The organism is Blautia parvula, from assembly GCF_020215665.1.
Taxonomy (GTDB): domain Bacteria; phylum Bacillota; class Clostridia; order Lachnospirales; family Lachnospiraceae; genus Blautia; species Blautia celeris.
In genome coordinates this window covers 2,134,722-2,157,012 of the sequence record NZ_CP084061.1, presented here as the reverse complement: position 1 = coordinate 2,157,012, position 22,291 = coordinate 2,134,722, and the positions used below count along the sequence as shown (strand labels likewise).

Sequence of the window (22,291 nt, the reverse complement as noted above, 5' to 3'; positions counted from 1 at the left end):
GTGGAGAGATGATACGAGGAAAAGGGAGAAAAAGCCTAAGACAGAAAGCATTTTTTATGCTTGCCGTTTTTCTGGTCATGATGATGGTATTTACGGTCATATCAAGAGCTGCCGACAGTGTGACCATAGCGCAGGTGGATGTGGAGAATATGTCCTCAAAGGCGATTGAGCACCCTGTGGTGGGTGAGGGGACGGTAAAAGAGAATCTGGAGAAGGCCATAAGCACAGAGCCAAATATCATGGTGGAGACGCTGTATGCGGCACAGGGCAGCCAGGTGGAAGAAGGGGAGCTTCTCATGCAGCTTAGGATGGCAGATATTGAGGAACAGATTGAGAATCTGAATACGGAGATAAAGAAGCTGGAGCTGAACAACCAGGATCTCGGAAGCAGGAAGCAATCCGAACAGCAGAAAAAATCCGTACAGGCCCAGAGGGCCAGAGAGGATTACGACAGGGCCGAGACGGAAGGCGGAAACCGCGTGGCCCAGGCACAGGCAGCGCTTGCCCGGGCGGAGGCAGAGCTGGAGGAATTTTATCAGGCCGGGCAGGAAGAGAGCGGCGGTGAGGAGCTGACGGTTTCCACTCTGCAGGAGCTGTGTAAGGAGAGGGAGGAAGCACTCTCCGTCCTTGAAGCCAAAGCAGACGCCCTGTGGGAGAAAATTGAGGAAGAGATCTTAAAAGAGATTGGCGCCGCGGAGGAAGAAAACGGCTCTCTGACTGAGGCACAGAAAGAAGAGATCAGGACACGCATAGAAGAGGAGAATGCCCGGGAGCTTGCAGCGGCAAGAGAGGACGCGGAGGCAGCAAAGCAGGCTCTTGAGGAGGCACAAAGTGCCCTTGCAGAGGCCGAAAGTCTGGGGCAGACTGCCGGGGAACAGAGTGCCAAAGCCCGGGAAGAGCAGCTTCTGTCTGATATCGAGGCGAAAAGACAGGCCTGCCAGGAGGCGGAAAAGGCAAAAGAGGACAGCCAGACACAGGCCCAGAGAGCGCTGGAGGATGCGGAGGCTTCGGATGGCAGTGACAGTACGGAGAAGATCAATGCGCTGGATCTGGACGCTAAGAAAAAGAGTCTTGAGAAGCTGGAGAAGCTGAAAGAGGATCAGGGGCAGATTCTGTCACCGGTGAAGGGGGTTGTGACGGAAGTGCAAGTGGGGGCAGGTGACAATACACCGGATACGGCGCTTATGACACTGGCGGATGTAAGCTCCGGATGCAGGTTTGTGGCGCAGATCGACAAGAGTCTGGAAAAATATATAGCCAGAAAAGATCCTGTTAAGCTGTCCGCGGAGGGCAGTAAAAAGGACATAGAAAATCTGGAGGTGGAGAGCATTACACCGGATGCGGAGGACAAGACAAAACTCAATGTGACGGTTCTGCTCCCCGCAGATTCCATGGAGATTGGCACGGCAGCCACCATGACCTGTATGCGCAGAACAAAGGTACAGGATAACTGTATTCCCGTGGAGGCTCTGCATGTGGAAAATTCAAAATATTATGTTCTGGTGGCGGAGGAAAAAAAGACGGTCCTGGGAACAGAGCTGACAGCCGTGAGAAAGGATGTGGCGGTGAAGGACAAAAACAGTTCCTATGCTGCCCTGGAAAGCGGCAGTCTTCTGCCGGATGACCGGGTGATCACAGAATCTGACAGGACCATAGATGCGGGCAGCAGAGTGCGCCTGCGGGAACCATGAGAGGGGGAAGGAAGGCTGTCTGCAGACTTGGGATTTTAGGGCTGCTGCTTTTATGCTGTTTTTTGGCAAAAGCCGCTGCAGCCGGTACAGAAAAATACAGCGAAGGGGTTTCCGTAAGAAAGACGAAGGGTACCTGGTCCCCGGCGGAGGCGGATTCCATCCGGCAGGAGGAGTCAGAGCAGGAGTTCCCCGATTCCTGTATATTTTGGGGAGAGCGGGAAGAGGAGGTTCTGGAAAATGAGAAACTGGACAGAATGGAGCAGGCTTCTGTCATAGAGGTTCTGGGAGATACACAGGGGCTTCTTGCGGCCACGGCACCTCTGTATGAGGAGGATGAGGATGGCTGTCTTTTGTCCGAGGATTTGGCCTGCAGACTTTTCGGAAGTAAATATGTGATGGGGGAAGAGATTTCCTATCGGGGAAGGACCCTGACGGTCCGTGGGATCTTGAGAGGGATGGAGGGGACTGCCGCCGTACAGGCAGAAAAGGAGGGGGACAGCGTTCTGGACACCATAGCGTATGAGGCGAACACGGAGGGAGATTCCCTGGAAAGTCCGGTGCAGGCATTTCTGATGCGCCATGGGATACAGGGAAAAGTCCAGCCGTGGAGGTATTTTGCAGTGTGCGCAGAGCTTCTGGTATTTCTTCTTCCTCTGATCATATTTTTGAGAATGGCCGGCAGGACGGCAGATGCATGCCGGAAAATGCATTCCCGCAGTCTGCGGACACGCGCCGGGAAAGACGGGAGGCAGAGAAACACCAGAATACGGACAGCAGGCATGTATGCAGTGCCCGTTCTTATGGCAGTTCTGTTTTACTGGCTTTTTCGGCCCTCTCTTGGAGTGACCAGGGATATGATGCCTACAAAATGGTCGGATTTTAACTTTTGGAGACAGACCATACAGCAGATACAGAATAATCTGGAACTGCTGCTTCAGACGAAAAAGACAAGTCTGGATCTGCTTGTACTCCGCCCGTTCTTTTCCTGCCTGAAATACTGTGTTATGGCCTGGCTGCTATATGCTGTGGGGTACAGATGGGAAAAAAATGCAGGTACAGCGGAAGTTTTGGCGGGGATATTATTGTCCTGGATCTTACTGCTGGGGGTCATCTGCTTTTTGGGGGACAGCGGCCTTTACCTGGCGGGGGAGAAACGTATCTGGTTCTGGGCATGCTTCTGGCTGACCGGCGGGTACGCGGCGGACAGGATGCATGCCTTTTGAGGGCAGCATCCTTTTGCCGCTGTGAAGCAGAAAGACTGAATTGTAACCCGCTTTTTTACTTCATTGAAATAAACAATTGAAATGAGAAAGTATTTATGCTAAACTTTATCTATAAATTCTGTTTTTCTTATATTCTTAACATTCTTTTGCTATTCATCTTATCTGAATCAATGAAACCCTGAAATTAAGTATGAAATGAATGCATTTGCGTAAAGTCACAGAGAGCCGCACGCGCATAATATTTATTAGAAAAGAGGTGAATGGATGACAAAATTAAAAGAGAAGATCAATGAGGCATTATCCTCTGTACTGCCTATCACCTGCATTGTATTTTTGTTAAGTATCACGATCACGCCCATGCCCATAGGGACCATTCTGCTGTTTGTGCTGGGGGCGGTTCTGCTTGTGGTGGGTATGGGATTTTTTTCACTGGGAGCGGATATGTCCATGATGCCTATGGGGGACGGTATTGGTAATGCTCTTGTGTCATCAAAGAAAAAGCTGGTTATGTTTCTTGTTACCTTTGCAATCGGATTTATAGTTACCATTGCAGAGCCTGACCTGACTGTTCTGGCACATCAGGTTCCCGGCATACCGGATCAGATACTTATCTGGACTGTGGCCTGCGGTGTGGGACTCTTTCTGATGTTTTCATGGATACGTATTACCTTTGGCGTGGATTTGAAGTATATGCTGATCTTCTTTTACATAGTTGTCTTTATCCTGGCATTTTTTTCTATGGACAGCTTTATGGCAGTGGCTTTTGACAGCGGGGGCGTTACCACCGGACCTATTACCGTTCCGTTCATCATGGCGCTGGGGATCGGCATGGCTCATATGAGGAACAGCCACGCAGAGGAGGACAGTTTTGGTCTGGTTGCTCTGGGCAGTATAGGTCCTATTCTTGCTGTTCTGCTTTTGGGAATTCTGTATCACCCTAAAGGGGCTTCCTATACGCCTTTTCAGATGGTGCATGTTGAGACCACAAAGGACGTGGCTAAGACATTCCTGGCAGAGATGCCCCGGTATGTCAGGGAGGTGAGTAAGGCATTGTTTCCCATTCTCTGCTTTTTCTTTTTCTTCCAGATGATAACCAGGTACTTTAAAAAGAAATCGGTCATTAAAATACTGGTGGGAACTCTGTATACTTATATGGGGCTGATCCTGTTTTTGTGCGGTGTCAATGTGGGATTTATGCCGGCGGGATATTTTATCGGTTCCGAGCTGGCGGCCCTGTCCTATAACTGGGTTTTGGTGCCTGTGGGCATGGTTATAGGGTTTTACATTGTAAAGGCAGAGCCTGCGGTACATGTGCTGAACCGCCAGGTGGAGGAGGTGTCATCCGGTGCTATTTCCTCTAAGGGGATGCTCTATTCCCTCTCTGTGGGTGTGGGGATTTCACTGGGAATCGCCATGCTTCGTGTGCTGACGGGAATCAGCATCATGTATTTTCTTATTCCGGGCTATTTCACTGCTCTGCTGCTGAGCTTTTTTGTGCCGAAGGTGTTTACCGGCATCGCCTTTGATTCCGGCGGAGTGGCCAGCGGGCCCATGACGGCAACCTTTCTGCTGCCTCTGGCAATGGGGGCGTGTGAAAGCCTGGGCGGGGATGTGATGATGGATGCCTTTGGAATCGTGGCAATGGTTGCCATGACACCGCTTGTTACCATTCAAATTCTGGGATTGATGATGAGGAGAAAGAAAAGGGCAGTATCTTCAGCTCAGGAAGAGGATGGGATTCTTGCCTTTGAGGAGGTTTCAGATGAGTAAACAAAAAGTAAAATGTTTGGTCACTATTGTTAACCGTGGAAAGGGCAGGCTGGTAGCTGATATCTGCAGAAGCCGTCAGATTTGCTTTACATGCGGGACACTGGCGCTTGGAACTGCGGGAAGTGAGCTTCTGGATTATCTGGGAATCGGGGAGACAGACAAGGAATTGCTGTTCAGCTTCCTGCCGGCCTGTCTGGAACGTGATGTCATGAATGAAATAGCCGCGAAAATCAATATCAAGAAACCTGGGCATGGTATTATGTTCACAATTCCATTGAGCGGTATCAGTACATTATTCCAGCAGAAAGTTTTGTGCCGGGGCGCGGAAAAGGAGGAGTATATGGAGCAGGCGGAAAGAAAATATGAACTGGTGGTTGCAGTGGTGGACCACGGCTTTCAGGATCAGGTGATGGATGCCGCAAAAGCGGCGGATGCCACAGGGGGTACGGTATTTCATGCCCGTTCCCTGCACGATGAGGATGCCTCTTCCTTTCTGGGGATAAGACTGCAGGGAGAGAAGGATGTGGTCATGATTTTGTCCGGTATTGACGCGTATACCAGGATCATGCAGGCTGTCAACACAGCATGCGGTCTGAAGACAGAGGCAAAAGGACTGATATTCTCCCTCCCAGTGGACCATTTTATAGGGATTTGATTATAAAGATTTGACTTTGTACGGGCAGAATGATACAATTTATCGTAGTAAATTTCTGGAGGACATTAAAATGATTAACGATAAAAAAGTATTATTCAGCGGTATGCAGGCAACCGGAAACCTGACACTTGGAAATTATCTGGGAGCGCTGAAAAACTGGGTGACATTGAGTGATGAATATGAGTGCTTTTACAGTGTAGTGGACATGCATTCCATCACAGTACGCCAGGACCCGGCTACTCTTCGCAAGAGAGCCCGTGCGCTTCTGACTTTATATATTGCGGCAGGATTGGACCCGAAGAAAAACTGTATTTATTACCAGTCCCATGTATCAGGACATGCAGAGCTTTCATGGATCTTAAACTGCTTTACCTATATGGGTGAGCTGAGCCGTATGACACAGTTTAAGGACAAATCCGCCAAACATGCGGACAATATCAACGCAGGACTTTTCACCTACCCGGTACTGATGGCGGCTGATATCCTGCTGTATCAGGCAGATGTGGTTCCGGTGGGAATTGACCAGATGCAGCATCTGGAATTGACACGTGACATTGCCATCCGATTTAACAACATTTACGGGGATGTGTTCACAGTTCCGGAGGCATATATCGGCAAAGTGGGGGCCAAGATCATGAGCCTTCAGGAGCCGTCCAAGAAGATGTCCAAGTCAGATGAGAATCCAAACGGAAGCATCTACCTCATGGATGACCCGGACACCATCATGCGCAAATGCAAACGTGCCGTGACAGATTCTGAGGCATGTATCGCCTACAGGGATGAGCAGCCGGGGCTGAAAAACCTGCTGGATATCTACTGCGCATGTACGGAAAAGACCACCGATGAAGCGCTGCGCGAGTTTGAAGGAAAAGGATACGGTGACTTGAAAATGGCTGTGGGTGAGGCCGTGGTAAGTGTTCTGAAACCTCTGCAGGATGAGGTTGCAAGACTGGAAAAAGATAAGTCATACATTGATTCCATTATCAAGGAAAATGCTGAGAAAGCCAGCTACTTTGCCAATAAAACCCTGCGCAAGGTACAGAGAAAAGTGGGATTTCCGGATAGGATCCGTTAAGCCGCGCCGGGGACACACGGCGGCATATAATTGAAAATTGTACAGGAGGGAATGTATATGACAATGGATGAAGTGATCACCGTACTCAGTATGCAGGAGGAGATACTCCAGTTTTCACATTTTACCAACGAGGACGCATGGGAATTGGGGCTGATGCTTGTGGCAGAGAGCAGACGAAGAGGTCTGGACTGTGCTGTATCCATCCGCAGAAATAACGGATACACAGTATTCAAATACGCGGGGAATACAACCAATCTGAACAATGACCGCTGGATGGACAGAACGTTCAACACGGTCCGCACACTGGAGAAGAGCAGTCTTCTGGTGTACACTGAACTGCAGAAAAGCGAGGAGACCATGGTTGACATTGCTCTGGACCCGAAAGAATTTTCCTGCATGGGTGGAGGCTTCCCGGTACGCGTGGAGGAAGTGGGTGTTGTGGGTGCTGTTATGGTGACCAACCAGAACCACTATATCAATCATGATATCATTGTGAAGACTCTGGGAAGATATCTTCATATTGATGAGGTGCCGAGAATCAGAATGCTGTAAAGAGACAGGGGCAACAGGCTGTTATCGTGTAAAAGCCGGGCGGAATATTGTGTTCCGCCCGGCTTTTGTGCGCCATAGGATATCTATGTGCGGTATCCTATTTGGTATCCATTGGCGCCAGGAGATTTCCTTTTATTCGTTGTCCAGGAACTTGATGGAGGCATCTGCCTTCAATGCAAGATTGGCCTCAGCCTCAATGCATTTGGTGATTCCCGCAATGATCGGGCATCCCGAGTGTACCGGAAAGTTTTTGTTGGCATACTCGAAGAAGGGTCCGGATCCTGGTTTTACAAGACAGACTTCGTAGGCATCAAAGGTACTTCCCAGTTCTTCCATCATTTTCTTCACACTGGGACAGCCGCTTGCGACTTTGATGGTGACTTCCGTCTCTTCATCCTCTGATGCAGTGGCAGTGACGAGAGTGGAAAATTTACAGATTCCCGGTTCAATCTTAACTTTAGTCATTTGAATTCCTCCCTTGATAGATGCCGGTGAGACTGTTCAGGCTTTTGACGGAAGAACAGTTTACCGTTATAAATACATGATATAGTTTATAATTCTCATTATAGCACTTCTGGAAGAGAATGAAACAGAAAGTTACATGTCAGGAACGGTTTTTCAGATGCTGCCATATCCGGCTTGATAAAATGCTTCTGCCATGTCCTTGGGCAGCGGTACACGAAACTGCATGGGTTCCCGGGTAATGGGATGGGTAAACGCAAGCGCGGAGGAGTGGAGGGCAACCCTGGATATGCAGGTGAAATCCGGATGATAGAGATAATCCCCAAGCAGCGGGGCGCCCAGATACTGCATGTGCACCCGGATCTGGTGGGTGCGCCCTGTCTCCAGATGAAGCTCGGCCAGTGTCACATGGCGGCGTGTTTCCAGCACTTTGTAGTGTGTGACTGCCCGTTCTCCTCTTTCAAGATCCACACACCGCTCAATGGCCGAACCTTCCTTTCTGGCAATGGGAGCGTCTATGGTCCCCTGAGACGACGGGAGGATACCGTCGCAGAGAGCCAGATAAGTCCTGTGGATCTGCCGCTTTTTCATCTGCGAGGACAATAAGGAGGCGCTCAGAGCATTTTTAGCCACGATCAATAGGCCGGTGGTATCCCGATCCAGGCGGTTGATGCAGCGAAAGATAAATTCTTCTCCGGCCGACCGGTAATAATGCGCTACTGCATTGGCGAGGGTATTGTCATAGTTGTTGACGGAGGGATGTACCGGCATATCGGCGGGCTTATTGATAACCAGAATATCCTCATCCTCCCAGACGATCGTTAAGGGCAGCAAAACCGGACGGATATGTTCTGAGGACTGCATTTCCTCCAGAAAGATCTTCAGCTCATCCCCGGTGCGGAGCATGGTCTTGACATAGGCCCATCTGCCGTTTACCGTTATGCCGTCATCGTTTTTTTTCAATTGAATGATAATCTGCCGGGAATATCCCCTGGCTTTTAAAAAGGATTCCACCGTGCAGGGGGAATCCTTTTCTTCTATCTTGTAGATCAATGTCCGATTCATAAAAACTCCTGTTTGGCTGCGGAAAAGGTTCCACATAAGCCGTACGGCAATGCCTTCCCGGTTACTTGGATTTTACCTTGTTCCACAGTTCATTGTAGTATGAGTCTGCTTCATCGCCCAGGAACTGGAAGGTCTCGCTTCCCTTCAGATCTTCTGCTTCGGGGAAGAGCACTCTGCTGTTTCGGATGCTGTCATCCTCGATCAGATCTCTGGCAGCTTTGTTTGGTGTTGCGTAGGTGATGTACTCAAAGTTCATCAGCGCAATATCCGGGCGGCAGAGGAAATTGATGAATTTTTCCGCGTTTTCCTTATTCTGCGCATTGGATGGGATCACCCAGGAATCAATCCATACGTTAGTCCCCTCTTTGGGAATCACATATTCCAGATTCGGGTTCTCCCTTTGGGTATAGAGGGCTTCGCCGGAATAGATAACGCCCAGCGCAGCCTCATTTCCGATCATCTTATCCCTGACCTGGTCCACCACATAGGCCTGGACCAGAGGTTTCTGCGCGATCAGATCATCCGTGGCCTGGATCAGCTCGTCCACGACTACGGAGTTCAGGGAATATCCCCTGCGCTTCAGGGCAACCGCGAAGGCATCCCGGACGGAATCCTGCATGAGGATACTGTCCCTGTATTTTTCATCCCAGAGAATATCCCAGCTATCCACCTTTTCTTTGACCATGGTCTTGTTGTAGAGAATGCCCACAGTGCCGACACAGTAGGGCACTGAGTATTCGTTTTCCGGGTCAAAGCTCCTGGACTGTTCCATATAGGTGGGGTCAATGTTCTTGATGTTGGGCACATTGTCCCAGTTGATCTTGGCCAGTAGGTCGTTCTCCCGCATACGCTGGATCATATAATCAGAGGGGCAGACCACATCGTAGGCAATGGCCTTTGACATGATTTTCGGATACATGATCTCATTGGTCTCGTACTCCTCATAGGTGACGGTTATACCGGTCTCCTCCTCGAAGATATCTATGACCTCAGGGTCCAGATATTCCCCCCAGTTATACACGATCAGCTTTTCATCGGACACGCTTCCTTTGCTTCCCAGATGGAAAAGAAATCCTGCGCCTGCCACAAGGATGACAAGTGCTGCCGGAATGACCTGGCGCAGAGGGAGCTTCTTCTTTTCATTTTCAAGCTCTAAGCTGAGCTTTTTATCCGGCTCTTTGGGGGCTGAATTTACCAGGATCATAATGACCATGACAGATAAAAAGAGCAGAGTGGAGAGCGCGTACATCTCCGGCCGGATGCCCTTCCGCACCTCGGAATATATCTTGGTGGACAGGGTATCCACCCCGGGTCCCTTGGTAAAATGCGTGATGATAAAATCATCCAGGGACATGGTAAAAGCCATGAGAAATCCTGACAGCACACCGGGAAGGATATCCGGGAACACTACCTTCATAAATGCCTGGAAAGGGCCTGCGCCCAGGTCTCTGGCGGCCTCATAAGTGCTCTTGTTGGTCTGCTTCAGCTTCGGCATAACGCTCAGGATCACATAGGGGATATTGAAGGTTATGTGTGCCATTAAAATGGTGGAAAAGCCCAGGGTAAACCTGCATGCAATAAACAGAAGCATGAGGGAAATACCGGTCACAATGTCAGAATTCAGTATGGGAATATTGGTGACTCCCATAAATACTGTACGCCATCTGCTCTTCATGGAATTAATGCCGATGGAAGCACAGGTTCCGATGAGAGTCGCCAGTATTGCCGATAAAAATGCAATGACAAGGGTGTTGTAAAGGGCACTCATAATGGCATCATCCCGGAACAGGGAGCTATACCACTGCAGGGTAAATCCGCCCCATTTGGAGCGCGATTTGGAGGCATTGAAGGAGAGGATCATAAGTGTCACGATCGGCGCGTACATGAGGATCAGAATAAGCGCCAAATATATATTTCTGGCTGTCTTCTTCATCAGAACATACCTCCTTGTCCATCTTTGTCATACTTGGTGGTGACCACCATGCTGATCAGGATAAAGACCATCAGCACCAGAGAAAGTCCGCTTCCCACATGCCAGTTGCTGCCCTGTTTGAACTTCTGTTCAATGACATTTCCGATGAGCAGGATCTTGCTTCCGCCCAACAGATCGGAGATGACAAATGTGGTGAGAGCAGGCACAAATACCATGATGACACCGCTCACCACGCCGGGAAGGCTGAGAGGGAAGATGATCTTCCGGAAGGTATACAATTCCGTGGCCCCCAAATCTCTGGCTGCGAAGATGACGTCCTTGTCAATCTTGGACAGCACATTGTAGAGGGGCAGCACCATGAAAGGCAGGAAGTTGTACACCATACCCAGGATGATGGCATAGGGCGTGTTGATGAGCTGAATGGAGGGCAGGTGCAGAAAGCCCAGAAGCTGGTTGATGACGCCGTTTTTCTCCAGCAGGGTCTGCCAGGCCATGGTGCGCAGCAGAAAATTCATCCACATGGGCAGAATGAAGATCAACACAATAAAACTGGTCTGATTTACCTTCATGCCGGATAAAATCATGGCAAGAGGGTAGGCTAACAACAGACAGATGGCTGTACTGACAATGGAGAGCAGCAGGGAGAGGCACAGGGCCTTGAAATTCTCCACTGTCCCGATGGCCAGAAGATTTTCATAAGTCAGATGGCCGTCCACATCTGTCAGACCATAATATAAGACCATGGCGAGGGGAATCAGAATAAAGGCCACGGCCCAGAAAAAATAAGGTCCGGTCAGTAATTTTTTTCTATTCATTCACTCCTATGGCCTCCTCGTCCTCCGATACCGGCTTGTGCATGATCTGGATGTCGAAGGGGTCCACATGGATACCGACTTTCTGGCCTACCGGGAACATGTCTGTGCTGTGTACCAGCCATTCAAACCCGTTTGCCTGGACTTCCATTTCATAGTGGACGCCTTTGAAGATCAGATGGGAGACAACGCCCTGGATCGTGCCCTCCTCAGGCTTCACCAGGTCCACATCCTCGGGCCGGATGACAACGTCAACGGGTCTGTTGCGGCCAAAGCCTTCGTCCACACAGGGGAACTTGGCACCCAGGATCTTCACCAGCCTGTCCTCAAGCATAGTACCTTCTATAATATTACTCTCGCCGATAAAGTCGGCTACAAATGCGTTCTGCGGCTCATTGTAGATATCCTCAGGGGACCCCATCTGCTGGATATATCCCTGGTTCATGACCACGATGGTGTCTGACATGGTAAGTGCTTCTTCCTGATCGTGGGTCACGTAGATAAAGGTAATGCCCAGCTCATTTTTCAGGCGGATCAGCTCATACTGCATGTCCTGGCGCAGCTTCAGATCCAGAGCGCCCAGAGGCTCATCCAATAGCAGAAGACGCGGCTCATTTACAATGGCGCGGGCTATGGCTACACGCTGCTGCTGGCCGCCGCTTAAAGAGTCAGGCAGACGGTTTTCAAAGCCCTCAAGATTTACCAGTTTCAGTGCGTATTTGATCTTGTCTTTGATATAAGCGTTGCTCTTTCCGGCAATTTTTAAACCAAAAGCAATATTTTCTTCTATATTCATGTGGGAGAACAGGGCGTATTTCTGGAATACGGTGTTCAGATTTCGCTTATTGGGCGGAAGATTGGTAATATCCTCTCCGTCAAAAATAACCTGTCCGAAATCCGGCGTTTCAAAACCGCCCAGGATACGGAGAGTGGTTGTCTTACCGCAGCCGCTGGGGCCTAAAAGGGTAAGAAATTCATTTTCCCGGATGGAGAGATTCAGCTTGTCCAGAACAATCTGATCGCCAAATCCTTTGGAAATGTCAATTAAATCCACCAGTGTATGGTTCATTCGCGTTCTCCTTTACGTGATATGAAATAAATGCAGAATCTGTCCCGTAAAACCGGCCTGACCGTGGAAAGACTCTGAATTTCATTATACTAAACACACAAACCTTGTCAACATAAATGTTGCGAATTTAGCGGGAATTGCATTGTATAAAGAAAAAGTTTGTGGTAGAATGTCGTTAGACCACGGATAGCGGCTGAAAATTCCGCCAACCGGGGAGAATCAGAATAAAACAGGAGGGTATTGCATAAATGAAAGAGAAGTATGTTGCATATGTTGGAACGTATACCCATGGAAGCAGTATCGGAATCCATTTATATGATGTAAATGTAGAAGAGGGGACACTTACAGAGCGAAAAGTCATTCCTGTAAATAATTCCTCCCACCTGGCCATATCATTAAATGGGAAATATCTCTATTCCATTGCCGACGAAGGAGTTGCCGTATTTTCAATTGATCCGGACGGAGATCTTACCTTTATTAATAAAGTAGACATTGACGGAATGAGAGGCTGCCACCTGTCCACCGACAAGGAAGGAAAATATCTCTATGTGGCAGGTTATCACGACGGTAAGGTTACCGTGGTACATACCCACAGGGACGGACGCCTGGGAAGCGTCATGGACGGGGTATTCCACAGAGGACTGGGAAGCGTGGCGGAGAGAAACTTCCGTCCCCATGTAAGCTGTGTGCGTCCTACACCGGACGGAAAATATCTCTGTGCAGTGGACAACGGAATCGACCAGATGAAGATCTACCGTGTCAATAACAGGACCAGCAAGCTGGAGCTTGTGGATGTACTGCGCTGTGTGAGGGAGTCCGGACCGAGACTGATCAAATTCAGTCCCAACGGCAAATATGCATTCCTGAATTTTGAGCTGAGCAATGAGGTGCAGGTATACCGCTACGACGGAAGCGGCAAGAATCCTGTTTTCGAGCTGATTCAGACAGAGAGCACGCTGGTATCCCACGATGATGAGACGCACGATGCCACATCCGGCATGTGCCTGTCACCGGACGGTGAGTATCTCTTCTGCTCCACAGCAGGTGAAGATACGGTTTCCATGTACAAAGTGGATGAGGAGACCGGCAGTCTGGAAAAACAGTTTATACTGCCCATCAGCGGCGAGTATCCAAAGGATCTGGATGTATTCCCGGACGGGAAACATCTGGCAGTGGTGAACCATGAGTCCAACTCTATCACCACATTTACCATTGATTATGAAAACAAGCTGTTGGTTATGAAGGGGAAACCTTTGAAGGTGGAGACACCAAACAGTATTATCTTCCACAAATGTGAGGAAGAATAGGAGAAAGGAAGTGTTATCATGGAAGGTGGGCCTTGTCCCGGGAATACGAATCAAGAAAGCAAAATAAAGAGTAGAAACCCCATAGGCAGGCGCATCTGATATCTTTGCGCCCGTTTATGGGGCGTGAAGGGAGATAACATGATCAGAATTTTTAAAACGATAGACGGAAAAATGCATCAGGTGGAGGAAGCCAGCGAGGGATGCTGGATCGCTCTCACAGATCCGACAGCAACAGAGATTTTTGAGATTTCCAACAAGTACCAGATAGAGGTGGACGATCTGCGTGCACCTCTGGATGAGGAAGAGCGCTCCCGTATAGAGGTGGAGGACAATTACACACTCATCCTGGTTGACACCCCCATCATTGAGGAGAGGGGCGAAAAGGACTGGTACGGAACCATCCCTCTGTCCATCATTGTGACCAATGAAATGATCTTCACTGTGTGTCTGGAGGATATCTCAGTGCTGGGTAAATTTATGGACGGCCGCGTGCGGAACTTTTATACTTATATGAAGACCAGATTTATCCTGCAGATCTTATATAACAATGCCAGTATGTTCCTGCATTATCTGCGCATCATAGATAAAAAGAGCGAGGAAGTGGAAGGGAAGCTTCACGCTTCTACCAGGAATCAGGAGCTGATCGAGCTTCTGGAGCTGGAAAAGTCCCTGGTGTACTTTACCACATCCCTGCGTTCCAATGAGGTGGTGCTGGAGAAGCTTTTGAAAGTGGAACGGATCAAACAGTATCCCGATGACACGGACCTTTTGGAGGACGTCATTGTGGAGAATAAGCAGGCCATTGAGATGGCCAATATTTACAGCGGTATTCTTTCCGGAATGATGGATGCCTTTGCCTCTGTTATTTCCAACAATCTGAATATTGTCATGAAGTTTCTGGCAACCGTAACCATTGTCATGTCGATTCCGACCATGATATTCAGTGCATACGGTATGAATGTGAACACATCGGGGATGCCTTTTGCGGGGAGCCCTTATGGGTTCGTGATCGTCATTGTGCTGTCCCTGGTTCTGAGCTTACTGGTTGCATTGATCTTCTCCAAGAAAAACCTTTTCTAATTGGAAGAGTTTCCCTGAGGGGGGAATACTGATATCAGAAACGAGGAGAATATATGAATTTTTTGAACAAAATGGAAAGGAAATGCGGTCGTTTTGCTATCAGAAATCTGACAAAGTACATCATCCTGCTTTATGTGATCGGATATGTACTTTCTTTTCTGGGCACAGTTACCGGAATTCCTTTCAGCGCTTATCTGATGCTGAGCCCCGGCCACATTCTGCACGGACAGATATGGAGACTTGTGAGTTGGCTTTTGATTCCGCCCTCCGGGCTTAATATTTTTACCATCATCATGCTTGCACTTTACTATTCCCTGGGAACTTCACTGGAGAAGACATGGGGGGATTTCAGGTACAATGTCTATATCTTAGGAGGTATTTTAAGCACTATCATCGGTGCATTTCTGCTCTATTTTATTCAGGGACCCATGAATTCCCTTTACGGAATGGCAGCGATCTCCACATATTATATCAACCTGTCCATTTTCCTGGCTTTTGCAGCCAGTTACCCGGATATGCAGCTTCTTCTGTACTTTGTGATTCCGGTGAAGATCAAATGGCTGGCGTATCTGGATGTTGCATACCTGGTCTATAATTTTATACAGACACCGATCTGGTCCATCAGGATGATGATCATCGCGTCCCTGCTGAACTTTATCGTGTTCTTTTTTGCCACCAGGAATTACAGCCATATCAATCCGAAAGAAGTACACAGGCGGCAGCAGTTCCAAAAGGCAGTCCATCCCAAAATGGCACCGGGTGTGACAAAGCATAAATGCGCCATATGCGGCAGGACAGAGAAGGACGGGGATAACCTGGAGTTCCGCTTCTGTTCCAAATGCAACGGCAATTACGAATACTGTCAGGATCATCTTTTTACTCATGAACATATAAAATAGGAGGAATTTATGCGCAAGACGAAGATTGTATGTACCATGGGTCCGAATACGGACAAAAAAGCCACAATGAAAGCCCTGGTAAGACACGGCATGGATGTGGCCCGTTTCAACTTTTCACACGGGGATTACGAGGAGCAGAGAAACCGTATGAACCTGCTGAAAAATGTCAGGGAGGAGCTGGATAAACCGGTTGCTATTCTTCTGGATACCAAAGGCCCGGAAATTCGTACCGGGGTTCTGGAGGACGGAAAGAAAGTCACTCTGACAGAGGGCGCAGATTTTACTCTCTATATGGAAGAGACGGTGGGTAATGAAAAAGGATGTTCCATCACTTATCCCGGGCTGGCAAGAGAAGTCAAACCGGGCAACAAGATCCTCATTGATGACGGCCTTATCGAGCTGGATGTAAAGACCGTAAAAAAAGATCACATTGTCTGCACCGTTGCAAACGGCGGTGAGCTGGGCGAGAAAAAGGGCGTCAATGTACCGAATGTAAGAGTGAAGCTTCCGGCTATCACAGAGAAAGACAAGGCAGATATTATCTTTGGCATTCAGCAGGATATTGACTTTATTGCAGCCTCTTTCATCCGGAATGCAGCGGGCATCAAGGAAATCCGCAAGATCCTCCACGAGCACCATGCGGAGCAGATTGCCATCATCGCCAAGATTGAGAATGCAGAAGGTGTTGAGAATATTGACGAGATCATCGGGGCAGCCGACGGCATTATGGTAGCCAGAGGTGACCTGGGCGTGGAGATCCCGGCACAGGAAGTTCCCTATATCCAGAAGATGATCATCAAGAAATGCAATGAAAATTATATTCCGGTTATCACAGCAACACAGATGCTGGATTCCATGATCCGTAACCCGCGTCCCACACGTGCAGAGGTGGCGGACGTGGCAAACGCCATCTACGACGGCACCGACGCAGTCATGCTCTCCGGGGAGACTGCAGCGGGAAAATATCCTGTGGAAGCGCTGACCATGATGGGCGAGATCGCAGAGGATACAGAGAAGCATGTGGATTATGACAAATACATTCAGCACAGGACCATGTACAAACAGACTCTGGTTTCCAGTGCCATCGGTATTGCGTCTGTCCGCACGGCCAGAAACATTGATGCAGACTGCATCATCACCCCCACCATGTCAGGCAAGACCGCAAGACTGGTATCCAGTTTCCGTCCGACCATGCCCATCTATGCCATCACGCCAAACGAGTTTGTGCAGCATAAGATGCAGCTCTACTGGGGCGTAAGACCGCTGAAAGGCAACACAAAAGACACCACAGAAAATATCCTGACAAGTGCCATGGAGACTGTAAAACGCAAACGCCTTGTAAAAAAAGGCCAGCTTGCCGTCTTCACCGCAGGCGACCCGGCTACCAACAGCCGCAGGGATGAGCAGAATGTGACCAACATGCTGCATGTGATCGAAGTGAAATAAATAAAAAGCTGTTCCGCCATGGTCATGGACCGCCGGCGGGATGGCTTTTTTCATTTGTCCAACAGGCTCATCCACAGACAGGATATATTTTTTTTGTTGCAAAACAGAGAAAAAACCGTTATGATAGTATCCGTACAAAAAGGAGCAGAAATATGGAGAAAAGAGATATCCACGGCGTCGTCTTCGATATGGACGGCCTTATGTTTGACAGTGAGAGGATCGTGAAATATTCCTGGGACGTGGCGGGAGAACGGATGGGGTACGGTAAGCTGGGAGATAATATTTTTTATACCCTTGGTTTTAACGTAGATAAAAGAAAACGCCATTTCCAGGATACCTACGGGGAAGATTTCCCCTTTGAACAGTTCCGGGAGGAGTACAGAAAGGCATTCTGGGAATACGAGGAGAAGTACGGCCTGCCTGCAAAGAAAGGTCTGCATGAGCTGCTGGATGTGCTGGCAAAAAAGAATATCCCTATGGCAGTGGCGACATCCTCCAGCCATGAGTATGCGAAGAACAATCTGCAGCGGGAGGGGATAGAGGCTTGCTTTTCCGCTGTGATCACAGGGAGCATGGTTTCCGAGGCAAAGCCCTCTCCTGAGATCTATAAAAAGGCGTGCCAAGCGCTGAAGGTCAGTCCCGCCCACGCCCTTGCACTGGAGGACTCCTACAACGGCATACGCTCTGCGCACGGGGCGGGTATGATAACTGTCATGATACCTGACCTGCTCACAGATTCCTCACCGGTGGACGAACTGCTGGACGGCAAAATGGAATCCCTGCTTGCTGTTGCCAGGTGGATAGAATCCTGCTGATATAAAAAATTTACCAAAGGAGAAAATTTCAATGGAGAAAAAGACATTTGTCACCAAAGAACAACTGGACGAGATCATAAAAAAGTATCCAACCCCTTTTCATTTATATGATGAGAAGGGAATCCGGGATAATGTCAGGGCAGTGAACGAGGCATTTTCCTGGAACAAAGGCTTCAGGGAGTATTTTGCAGTGAAAGCCAATCCCAATCCGTTTCTGATCGACATTTTAAGGGAATATGGCTGCGGCTGCGACTGTTCCTCCTACACAGAGCTGATGCTCTCCGAGGCTATGGGCTGCAGAGGTGATGACATTATGTTTTCCTCCAATGACACCCCGGCGGAGGATTACGTGTACGCGGAGAAACTGGGGGCTACCATTAACCTGGACGATTTTACGCATATTGAATTTCTGGAGAAGACCATAGGATATATTCCAAAACGCATCAGCTGCCGTTATAACCCGGGCGGTGTGTTTGAGATGGGCAACGGCATCATGGACAATCCCGGAGACGCCAAGTACGGAATGACCACAGAGCAGATGTTTGAGGCCTTCCGCGTGCTGAAGGAAAAAGGTGCGCAGGAGTTCGGTATCCATGCGTTTCTTGCAAGCAATACGGTGACGAATGACTACTATCCGGTTCTGGCTAAAGAACTCTTTGAGCTGGCAGTTAAACTGGAAAAAGAGACCGGGGCTGATATTACGTTTATCAACCTGTCAGGCGGTGTGGGAATCCCATATACCCCGGACATGGAGGCAAATGATATCCGTGCCATCGGAGCCGGTGTAAAGAAGGTTTATGAGGAAGTGCTGGTACCGGCAGGCATGTCAGATGTGGCGATCTATTGTGAAATGGGGCGCTATATGATGGGACCTTACGGCTGCCTTGTCACCAAAGCGATCCATGAGAAACATACCCACAAAGAGTATGTTGGCGTGGACGCCTGCGCAGTAGATCTCATGCGCCCTGCCATGTACGGCGCATACCATCATATCACTGTGATGGGAAAAGAGAACAGCCCCTGTGACCACAAATACGATATCGCAGGTTCCCTGTGCGAAAATAACGATAAATTCGCAGTTGACCGCATGCTTCCCGAAATCGAAAAAGGAGACCTTCTGGTCATCCATGACACCGGTGCACACGGTTATGCCATGGGATACAATTACAATGGCAAATTAAAATCCGCTGAGATACTCCTGAAGGAGGACGGCAGTACAGCGCTCATCCGCCGCGCGGAAACGCCTAAGGATTATTTTGCCACACTGGACTGCTTTGCTGTTTATAACAAATTGAATCTGTAAACAGGAGATACCGCCCCGGACTGGGAAAGATACAGTCCCCGGGCGGTATTTTTCTTTTATCCAAATATATTTCAAAAAATGCTAAAGATTGCCTATTGTTCCTGCTTTTTTCAAAAGATATACTAAGTATATGTATATGAGAAAATACGCATATTCTGCGGAAAAATAAGGAGAACGATATGGCAGATACACTTCACTTGCTCATAAAGCCGGCATCCGGGAACTGCAATATGAGATGCGCCTACTGCTTCTATGCGGATGAAGCAGCGAACAGGGAAACGCCGTCCTTTGGTGTGATGGACAGAGAGACCGCGCGCATTCTGATTGAAAAGTCCATGGACTATGCCAAAAAGCAATGTATCTTTACTTTCCAGGGCGGGGAGCCGACACTTGCCGGGCTTGATTATTTTAAATATTTTACGGAGACTGTCCGAAAATCCAACAAAAGAAATATCCCGGTCAGCTATAATATCCAGACCAACGGATACCATCTTCAGGAGGACTGGTTTCCTTTTTTGAAGGAAAATAAATTCCTGGCAGGCGTGTCACTGGACGGAGATGCTGCCTGCCATGACTATCTGCGCCGTGATGCAAAAGGAAAGGGTACCTATAAACAGGTGATGAAAACCATTGCATTATTTAAAAAGTATGGGATTGACTTTAATGTTCTGACTGTAGTGACCGGTTACTCAGCAGGCCATGCCCGGCAGCTTTACAATTTTTTCAAAAAGCAGGGCCTGTATTATCAGCAGTACATCGAATGTCTGGATCCCATAAGAGAAGCACAGGGTACAAGCCCTTACTCCCTGACACCGGAGAAATACGGAAGATTCCTGAAAAATCTGTTCGACTGCTGGTATCAGGATATGACCGGACCGTCTGCGAAAGGCACAAAAAGCCATGTGATCTACAACCGCTATTTTGAAAACCTGGCAGCCATACTCACAGGACGGGAGCCGGAGCTGTGCAGTATGCGTGGAATCTGCGGGCTTCAGTGGGTGGTGGAGGCGGACGGCAGTCTGTATCCCTGTGACTTCTATGCGCTGGACGAATGGAGACTGGGAAATATAAAAGACGATTCCTTTGAGCAGATAGATCAAAAAAGAGAAGAGCTGGGATTTATCAGCCGTTCCCGCACTCTTCCAAAGGAATGCCGGATATGTCCATACCTGGCTCTCTGCCGGAATGGATGCTGCCGCCTGTGCAGTATGGAAAAACAGGAGGATGGCACGTACATAAGAGGAAAGAACTACTACTGCGGGGCATACAGGGAATTTTTCGCATATGCCCTTCCGAGGCTTGAGGAGTTGGTGCGCTTATGGGGAAAATAAAGAAAAAATTTCATAATCTGCGTCTTGGACAGAAAATCCTCCTATCCAATCTGGTTCTGTTTGTGTTACCCTGTATGGTCCTCATGCTGCTCCTTTTTCATCTTGTGCAGACAGGAGCCAATGAGCGCCTGAACAGTTCCAAGCTGGTCATTTTAAATCAGATAGACAGAAATATGGAGGATATGTTTCAGGACATTGTATCCTACACTAATTATTTTTACTGCAACAGGGAGCTGAATCGTCTCATATCCCTGCGTGAATTCCGGAGCCCTTATGAGGAGCTTGTGGCGAAGAAAAATATATGCAGTTATTTTAAAGAGAGCAGGGCAATCTACAGTAATATGGACTATAATCTGCGTCTTCTCTGTGACAGCGGAAGGAATTACTCCGTGGAGGATGATGGAAGTGAGTACGTTGACTATCCTGTGCTCAAAGAACTTGAGCAGGAGCCATGGTATCAAAAACTGGGGGAGAACACCAGCAGTATCAAATACATTCCTGCATATGTAAGCAGTGAATTTCAGAAGACAGAGGATAACAGCGCTATGCGGGCTGTCCGTCTTCTTAAAAATCTGAACAGCGGCAGAGTACTGGGAATCATGGAGGTCAATATTCCACGGAAGCAGGTAGAAGACATTTTCCGGGGCGGTGTGGAAAAAGAGAGCCAGCAGGTGTTTCTGATGGACAAAACAGGGAAAATACTGTGCAGTACAGAGGAAAGCCTTGTAGAGCAGAGTGTGGAGAACGAGGAATATCTGAAGAAATTGACAGGATTTGACCACGGCTATTTTAAAGCGAAGATGAATGGCAGGCCGGCACAGATATCCTTTGTCACAAATGAGACCACCGGCTGGAAACTGGTCATGTATGAAGAGGAAAAAGAAGCTGTGTGGGCCGGCAACCGTATCTTTGTCATGATTCTTTTGGTGGCGTCAGTCTATGTACTGCTTGCTGTGATCATGTCTGTGTACAATTCCAGGTATATCAGCAGGCCGGTGCAGAAATTAAAGGCTGACATGAAAAATGTATACAGAGGTGACCTGACTGTGCGCACACCTGTGGAGACAAACGATGAGTTCGGACAGCTCAGCCTGCAGTTTAACCAGATGATTGGCAGGATAGAGGAGCTGATCGTAAGACTGGAACAGGAGGAAGAGGAGAAGCGGGGGCTGGAGATGCAGGCTCTGCAGGCTCAGATCAATCCCCACTTTTTGTATAATACCCTTGCTTCCATACGTTTTCTGGTGGAGATGGATATGGCAGAACAGGCGGACCAGTGTCTGCTGGCACTGGCAAAACTGCTGAGAAGGACCTATTCCGATAAAAGGGAATGCATACCTGTGACAGAAGAGATGGAATCCCTGAAAAACTATCTTGTTCTTATGGAAAACAGATATCAGGATACCTTTGTGTGGAACATAGAAGTGTCCGGGAAAGTGAAAGACTGGCTCATACCGAAGATTTCCGTCCAGCCCCTTGTGGAAAATGCCATCGCCCACGGCTTCTGCCAGAAGGAGGACACCGGACATATCCTGATCAGGGCTGAAGCGGAGGGGGAGAATCTGCTGCTTCGTGTGGAGGATGATGGGAGCGGCGGAGATCTGGAATATATCCGCAGAGTACTGGACGGCAGGGAGGAAGCCCGGTCTAACGAGCAGTTCAGTGGAATCGGAATCCGGAATGTACAGAAACGCCTGCAGATCATTTACGGAGAGGAATATGGAATCTCTGCGGAGCATACCCACAAAGGCGGCATGCGTTTTGATATCAGGATCCCATGCAGAACAGAGAAGGAGATGTGAA

At 48.7% G+C, this 22,291-nt stretch carries 19 protein-coding genes; 14 read left to right on the top strand and 5 right to left on the bottom strand.

Annotation, left to right across the window (positions count from 1 at the left end):
• Window positions 1-8: 8 nt before the first annotated feature.
• From LC508_RS10100 to LC508_RS10075, 6 genes are all read left to right on the top strand, one after another.
• A complete protein-coding gene (locus tag LC508_RS10100) occupies window positions 9-1,691 on the top strand; it encodes an RND family efflux transporter (RefSeq protein WP_103731471.1) in 1,683 nt (560 codons plus the stop codon).
• Window positions 1,688-2,914 (top strand): ABC transporter permease, encoded by a 1,227-nt coding sequence (locus LC508_RS10095; RefSeq protein ID WP_103731470.1) that lies wholly within the window; start codon window positions 1,688-1,690, stop codon window positions 2,912-2,914. Before LC508_RS10100 ends, LC508_RS10095 begins: the two co-directional genes overlap by 4 nt.
• 264 nt (window positions 2,915-3,178) lie before the next feature.
• Window positions 3,179-4,684 (top strand): DUF1538 domain-containing protein, encoded by a 1,506-nt coding sequence (locus LC508_RS10090; RefSeq protein ID WP_033142962.1) that lies wholly within the window; start codon window positions 3,179-3,181, stop codon window positions 4,682-4,684.
• Entirely contained in the window at window positions 4,677-5,339 is a 663-nt protein-coding gene (locus LC508_RS10085) for a transcriptional regulator (RefSeq protein ID WP_118594097.1), read from the top strand. Before LC508_RS10090 ends, LC508_RS10085 begins: the two co-directional genes overlap by 8 nt.
• A gap of 70 nt (window positions 5,340-5,409) precedes the next feature.
• Window positions 5,410-6,414, top strand: a complete 1,005-nt coding sequence (gene trpS / locus LC508_RS10080; protein WP_033142964.1) for a tryptophan--tRNA ligase — start codon at window positions 5,410-5,412, stop codon at window positions 6,412-6,414.
• 57 nt (window positions 6,415-6,471) lie between these two features.
• Window positions 6,472-6,966 carry a heme-binding protein gene (locus LC508_RS10075; RefSeq protein ID WP_033142965.1) on the top strand — a complete coding sequence of 165 codons (495 nt, stop codon included), beginning with the start codon at window positions 6,472-6,474 and terminating at the stop codon, window positions 6,964-6,966.
• A 132-nt stretch (window positions 6,967-7,098) separates the two neighbouring features.
• Here the strand turns inward: LC508_RS10075 and LC508_RS10070 are convergent, their stop codons facing one another.
• From LC508_RS10070 to LC508_RS10050, 5 genes are all read right to left on the bottom strand, one after another.
• A complete protein-coding gene (locus LC508_RS10070) occupies window positions 7,099-7,431 on the bottom strand; it encodes a DUF6951 family protein (RefSeq protein ID WP_033142966.1) in 333 nt (110 codons plus the stop codon).
• A 153-nt stretch (window positions 7,432-7,584) separates the two neighbouring features.
• On the bottom strand, window positions 7,585-8,493 hold the full coding sequence (locus tag LC508_RS10065) for an RluA family pseudouridine synthase (protein ID WP_054352536.1): 909 nt from the start codon (window positions 8,491-8,493) through the stop codon (window positions 7,585-7,587).
• 61 nt (window positions 8,494-8,554) lie between these two features.
• Window positions 8,555-10,426 carry an extracellular solute-binding protein gene (locus LC508_RS10060; protein WP_033142968.1) on the bottom strand — a complete coding sequence of 624 codons (1,872 nt, stop codon included), beginning with the start codon at window positions 10,424-10,426 and terminating at the stop codon, window positions 8,555-8,557.
• Entirely contained in the window at window positions 10,426-11,241 is an 816-nt protein-coding gene (locus LC508_RS10055; protein ID WP_033142969.1) for an ABC transporter permease, read from the bottom strand. Before LC508_RS10055 ends, LC508_RS10060 begins: the two co-directional genes overlap by 1 nt.
• A complete protein-coding gene (locus LC508_RS10050; protein WP_018596301.1) occupies window positions 11,234-12,307 on the bottom strand; it encodes an ABC transporter ATP-binding protein in 1,074 nt (357 codons plus the stop codon). The genes LC508_RS10055 and LC508_RS10050 overlap by 8 nt, the downstream gene beginning before the upstream one ends.
• A 248-nt stretch (window positions 12,308-12,555) precedes the next feature.
• On the opposite strand from LC508_RS10050, the gene LC508_RS10045 reads away from it, so the two are divergent.
• From LC508_RS10045 to LC508_RS10010, 8 genes are all read left to right on the top strand, one after another.
• Window positions 12,556-13,614, top strand: a complete 1,059-nt coding sequence (locus tag LC508_RS10045) for a lactonase family protein (protein ID WP_033142970.1) — start codon at window positions 12,556-12,558, stop codon at window positions 13,612-13,614.
• 138 nt (window positions 13,615-13,752) lie between these two features.
• Entirely contained in the window at window positions 13,753-14,694 is a 942-nt protein-coding gene (locus tag LC508_RS10040; protein WP_033142971.1) for a magnesium transporter CorA family protein, read from the top strand.
• Between the two features lie 53 nt (window positions 14,695-14,747).
• The gene (locus LC508_RS10035; protein ID WP_033142972.1) at window positions 14,748-15,593 is read left to right on the top strand and encodes a hypothetical protein; all 846 of its coding nucleotides are present in this window, start codon (window positions 14,748-14,750) and stop codon (window positions 15,591-15,593) included.
• A 9-nt stretch (window positions 15,594-15,602) separates the two neighbouring features.
• On the top strand, window positions 15,603-17,039 hold the full coding sequence (pyk, locus tag LC508_RS10030; RefSeq protein WP_033142973.1) for a pyruvate kinase: 1,437 nt from the start codon (window positions 15,603-15,605) through the stop codon (window positions 17,037-17,039).
• Between the two features lie 152 nt (window positions 17,040-17,191).
• Window positions 17,192-17,854 (top strand): HAD family hydrolase, encoded by a 663-nt coding sequence (locus LC508_RS10025; protein ID WP_054352537.1) that lies wholly within the window; start codon window positions 17,192-17,194, stop codon window positions 17,852-17,854.
• Window positions 17,855-17,885: 31 nt separating this feature from the next.
• Window positions 17,886-19,157, top strand: a complete 1,272-nt coding sequence (locus LC508_RS10020) for a diaminopimelate decarboxylase (RefSeq protein WP_103731564.1) — start codon at window positions 17,886-17,888, stop codon at window positions 19,155-19,157.
• 179 nt (window positions 19,158-19,336) lie between these two features.
• Window positions 19,337-20,488, top strand: coding sequence for an anaerobic sulfatase maturase (locus LC508_RS10015; protein WP_103731565.1), 1,152 nt, complete (start codon window positions 19,337-19,339; stop codon window positions 20,486-20,488).
• Window positions 20,476-22,290, top strand: coding sequence for a cache domain-containing sensor histidine kinase (locus LC508_RS10010; RefSeq protein WP_103731566.1), 1,815 nt, complete (start codon window positions 20,476-20,478; stop codon window positions 22,288-22,290). Before LC508_RS10015 ends, LC508_RS10010 begins: the two co-directional genes overlap by 13 nt.
• Window position 22,291: the final 1 nt, after the last annotated feature.

What these genes read in the sequence shown, in the direction of transcription:
- LC508_RS10065 (WP_054352536.1), bottom strand. Translation starts at nt 8,493, where the DNA reads ATGAATCGGACATTGATCTACAAGATAGAAGAAAAGGATTCCCCCTGC.
- LC508_RS10040 (WP_033142971.1), top strand. Translation starts at nt 13,753, where the DNA reads ATGATCAGAATTTTTAAAACGATAGACGGAAAAATGCATCAGGTGGAG.
- pyk (WP_033142973.1), top strand. Translation starts at nt 15,603, where the DNA reads ATGCGCAAGACGAAGATTGTATGTACCATGGGTCCGAATACGGACAAA.
- LC508_RS10085 (WP_118594097.1), top strand. Translation starts at nt 4,677, where the DNA reads ATGAGTAAACAAAAAGTAAAATGTTTGGTCACTATTGTTAACCGTGGA.
- LC508_RS10070 (WP_033142966.1), bottom strand. Translation starts at nt 7,431, where the DNA reads ATGACTAAAGTTAAGATTGAACCGGGAATCTGTAAATTTTCCACTCTC.
- LC508_RS10035 (WP_033142972.1), top strand. Translation starts at nt 14,748, where the DNA reads ATGAATTTTTTGAACAAAATGGAAAGGAAATGCGGTCGTTTTGCTATC.
- LC508_RS10010 (WP_103731566.1), top strand. Translation starts at nt 20,476, where the DNA reads ATGGGGAAAATAAAGAAAAAATTTCATAATCTGCGTCTTGGACAGAAA.
- LC508_RS10060 (WP_033142968.1), bottom strand. Translation starts at nt 10,426, where the DNA reads ATGAAGAAGACAGCCAGAAATATATATTTGGCGCTTATTCTGATCCTC.
- LC508_RS10090 (WP_033142962.1), top strand. Translation starts at nt 3,179, where the DNA reads ATGACAAAATTAAAAGAGAAGATCAATGAGGCATTATCCTCTGTACTG.
- LC508_RS10095 (WP_103731470.1), top strand. Translation starts at nt 1,688, where the DNA reads ATGAGAGGGGGAAGGAAGGCTGTCTGCAGACTTGGGATTTTAGGGCTG.
- LC508_RS10100 (WP_103731471.1), top strand. Translation starts at nt 9, where the DNA reads ATGATACGAGGAAAAGGGAGAAAAAGCCTAAGACAGAAAGCATTTTTT.
- LC508_RS10025 (WP_054352537.1), top strand. Translation starts at nt 17,192, where the DNA reads ATGGAGAAAAGAGATATCCACGGCGTCGTCTTCGATATGGACGGCCTT.
- trpS (WP_033142964.1), top strand. Translation starts at nt 5,410, where the DNA reads ATGATTAACGATAAAAAAGTATTATTCAGCGGTATGCAGGCAACCGGA.
- LC508_RS10055 (WP_033142969.1), bottom strand. Translation starts at nt 11,241, where the DNA reads ATGAATAGAAAAAAATTACTGACCGGACCTTATTTTTTCTGGGCCGTG.
- LC508_RS10020 (WP_103731564.1), top strand. Translation starts at nt 17,886, where the DNA reads ATGGAGAAAAAGACATTTGTCACCAAAGAACAACTGGACGAGATCATA.
- LC508_RS10015 (WP_103731565.1), top strand. Translation starts at nt 19,337, where the DNA reads ATGGCAGATACACTTCACTTGCTCATAAAGCCGGCATCCGGGAACTGC.
- LC508_RS10045 (WP_033142970.1), top strand. Translation starts at nt 12,556, where the DNA reads ATGAAAGAGAAGTATGTTGCATATGTTGGAACGTATACCCATGGAAGC.
- LC508_RS10050 (WP_018596301.1), bottom strand. Translation starts at nt 12,307, where the DNA reads ATGAACCATACACTGGTGGATTTAATTGACATTTCCAAAGGATTTGGC.
- LC508_RS10075 (WP_033142965.1), top strand. Translation starts at nt 6,472, where the DNA reads ATGACAATGGATGAAGTGATCACCGTACTCAGTATGCAGGAGGAGATA.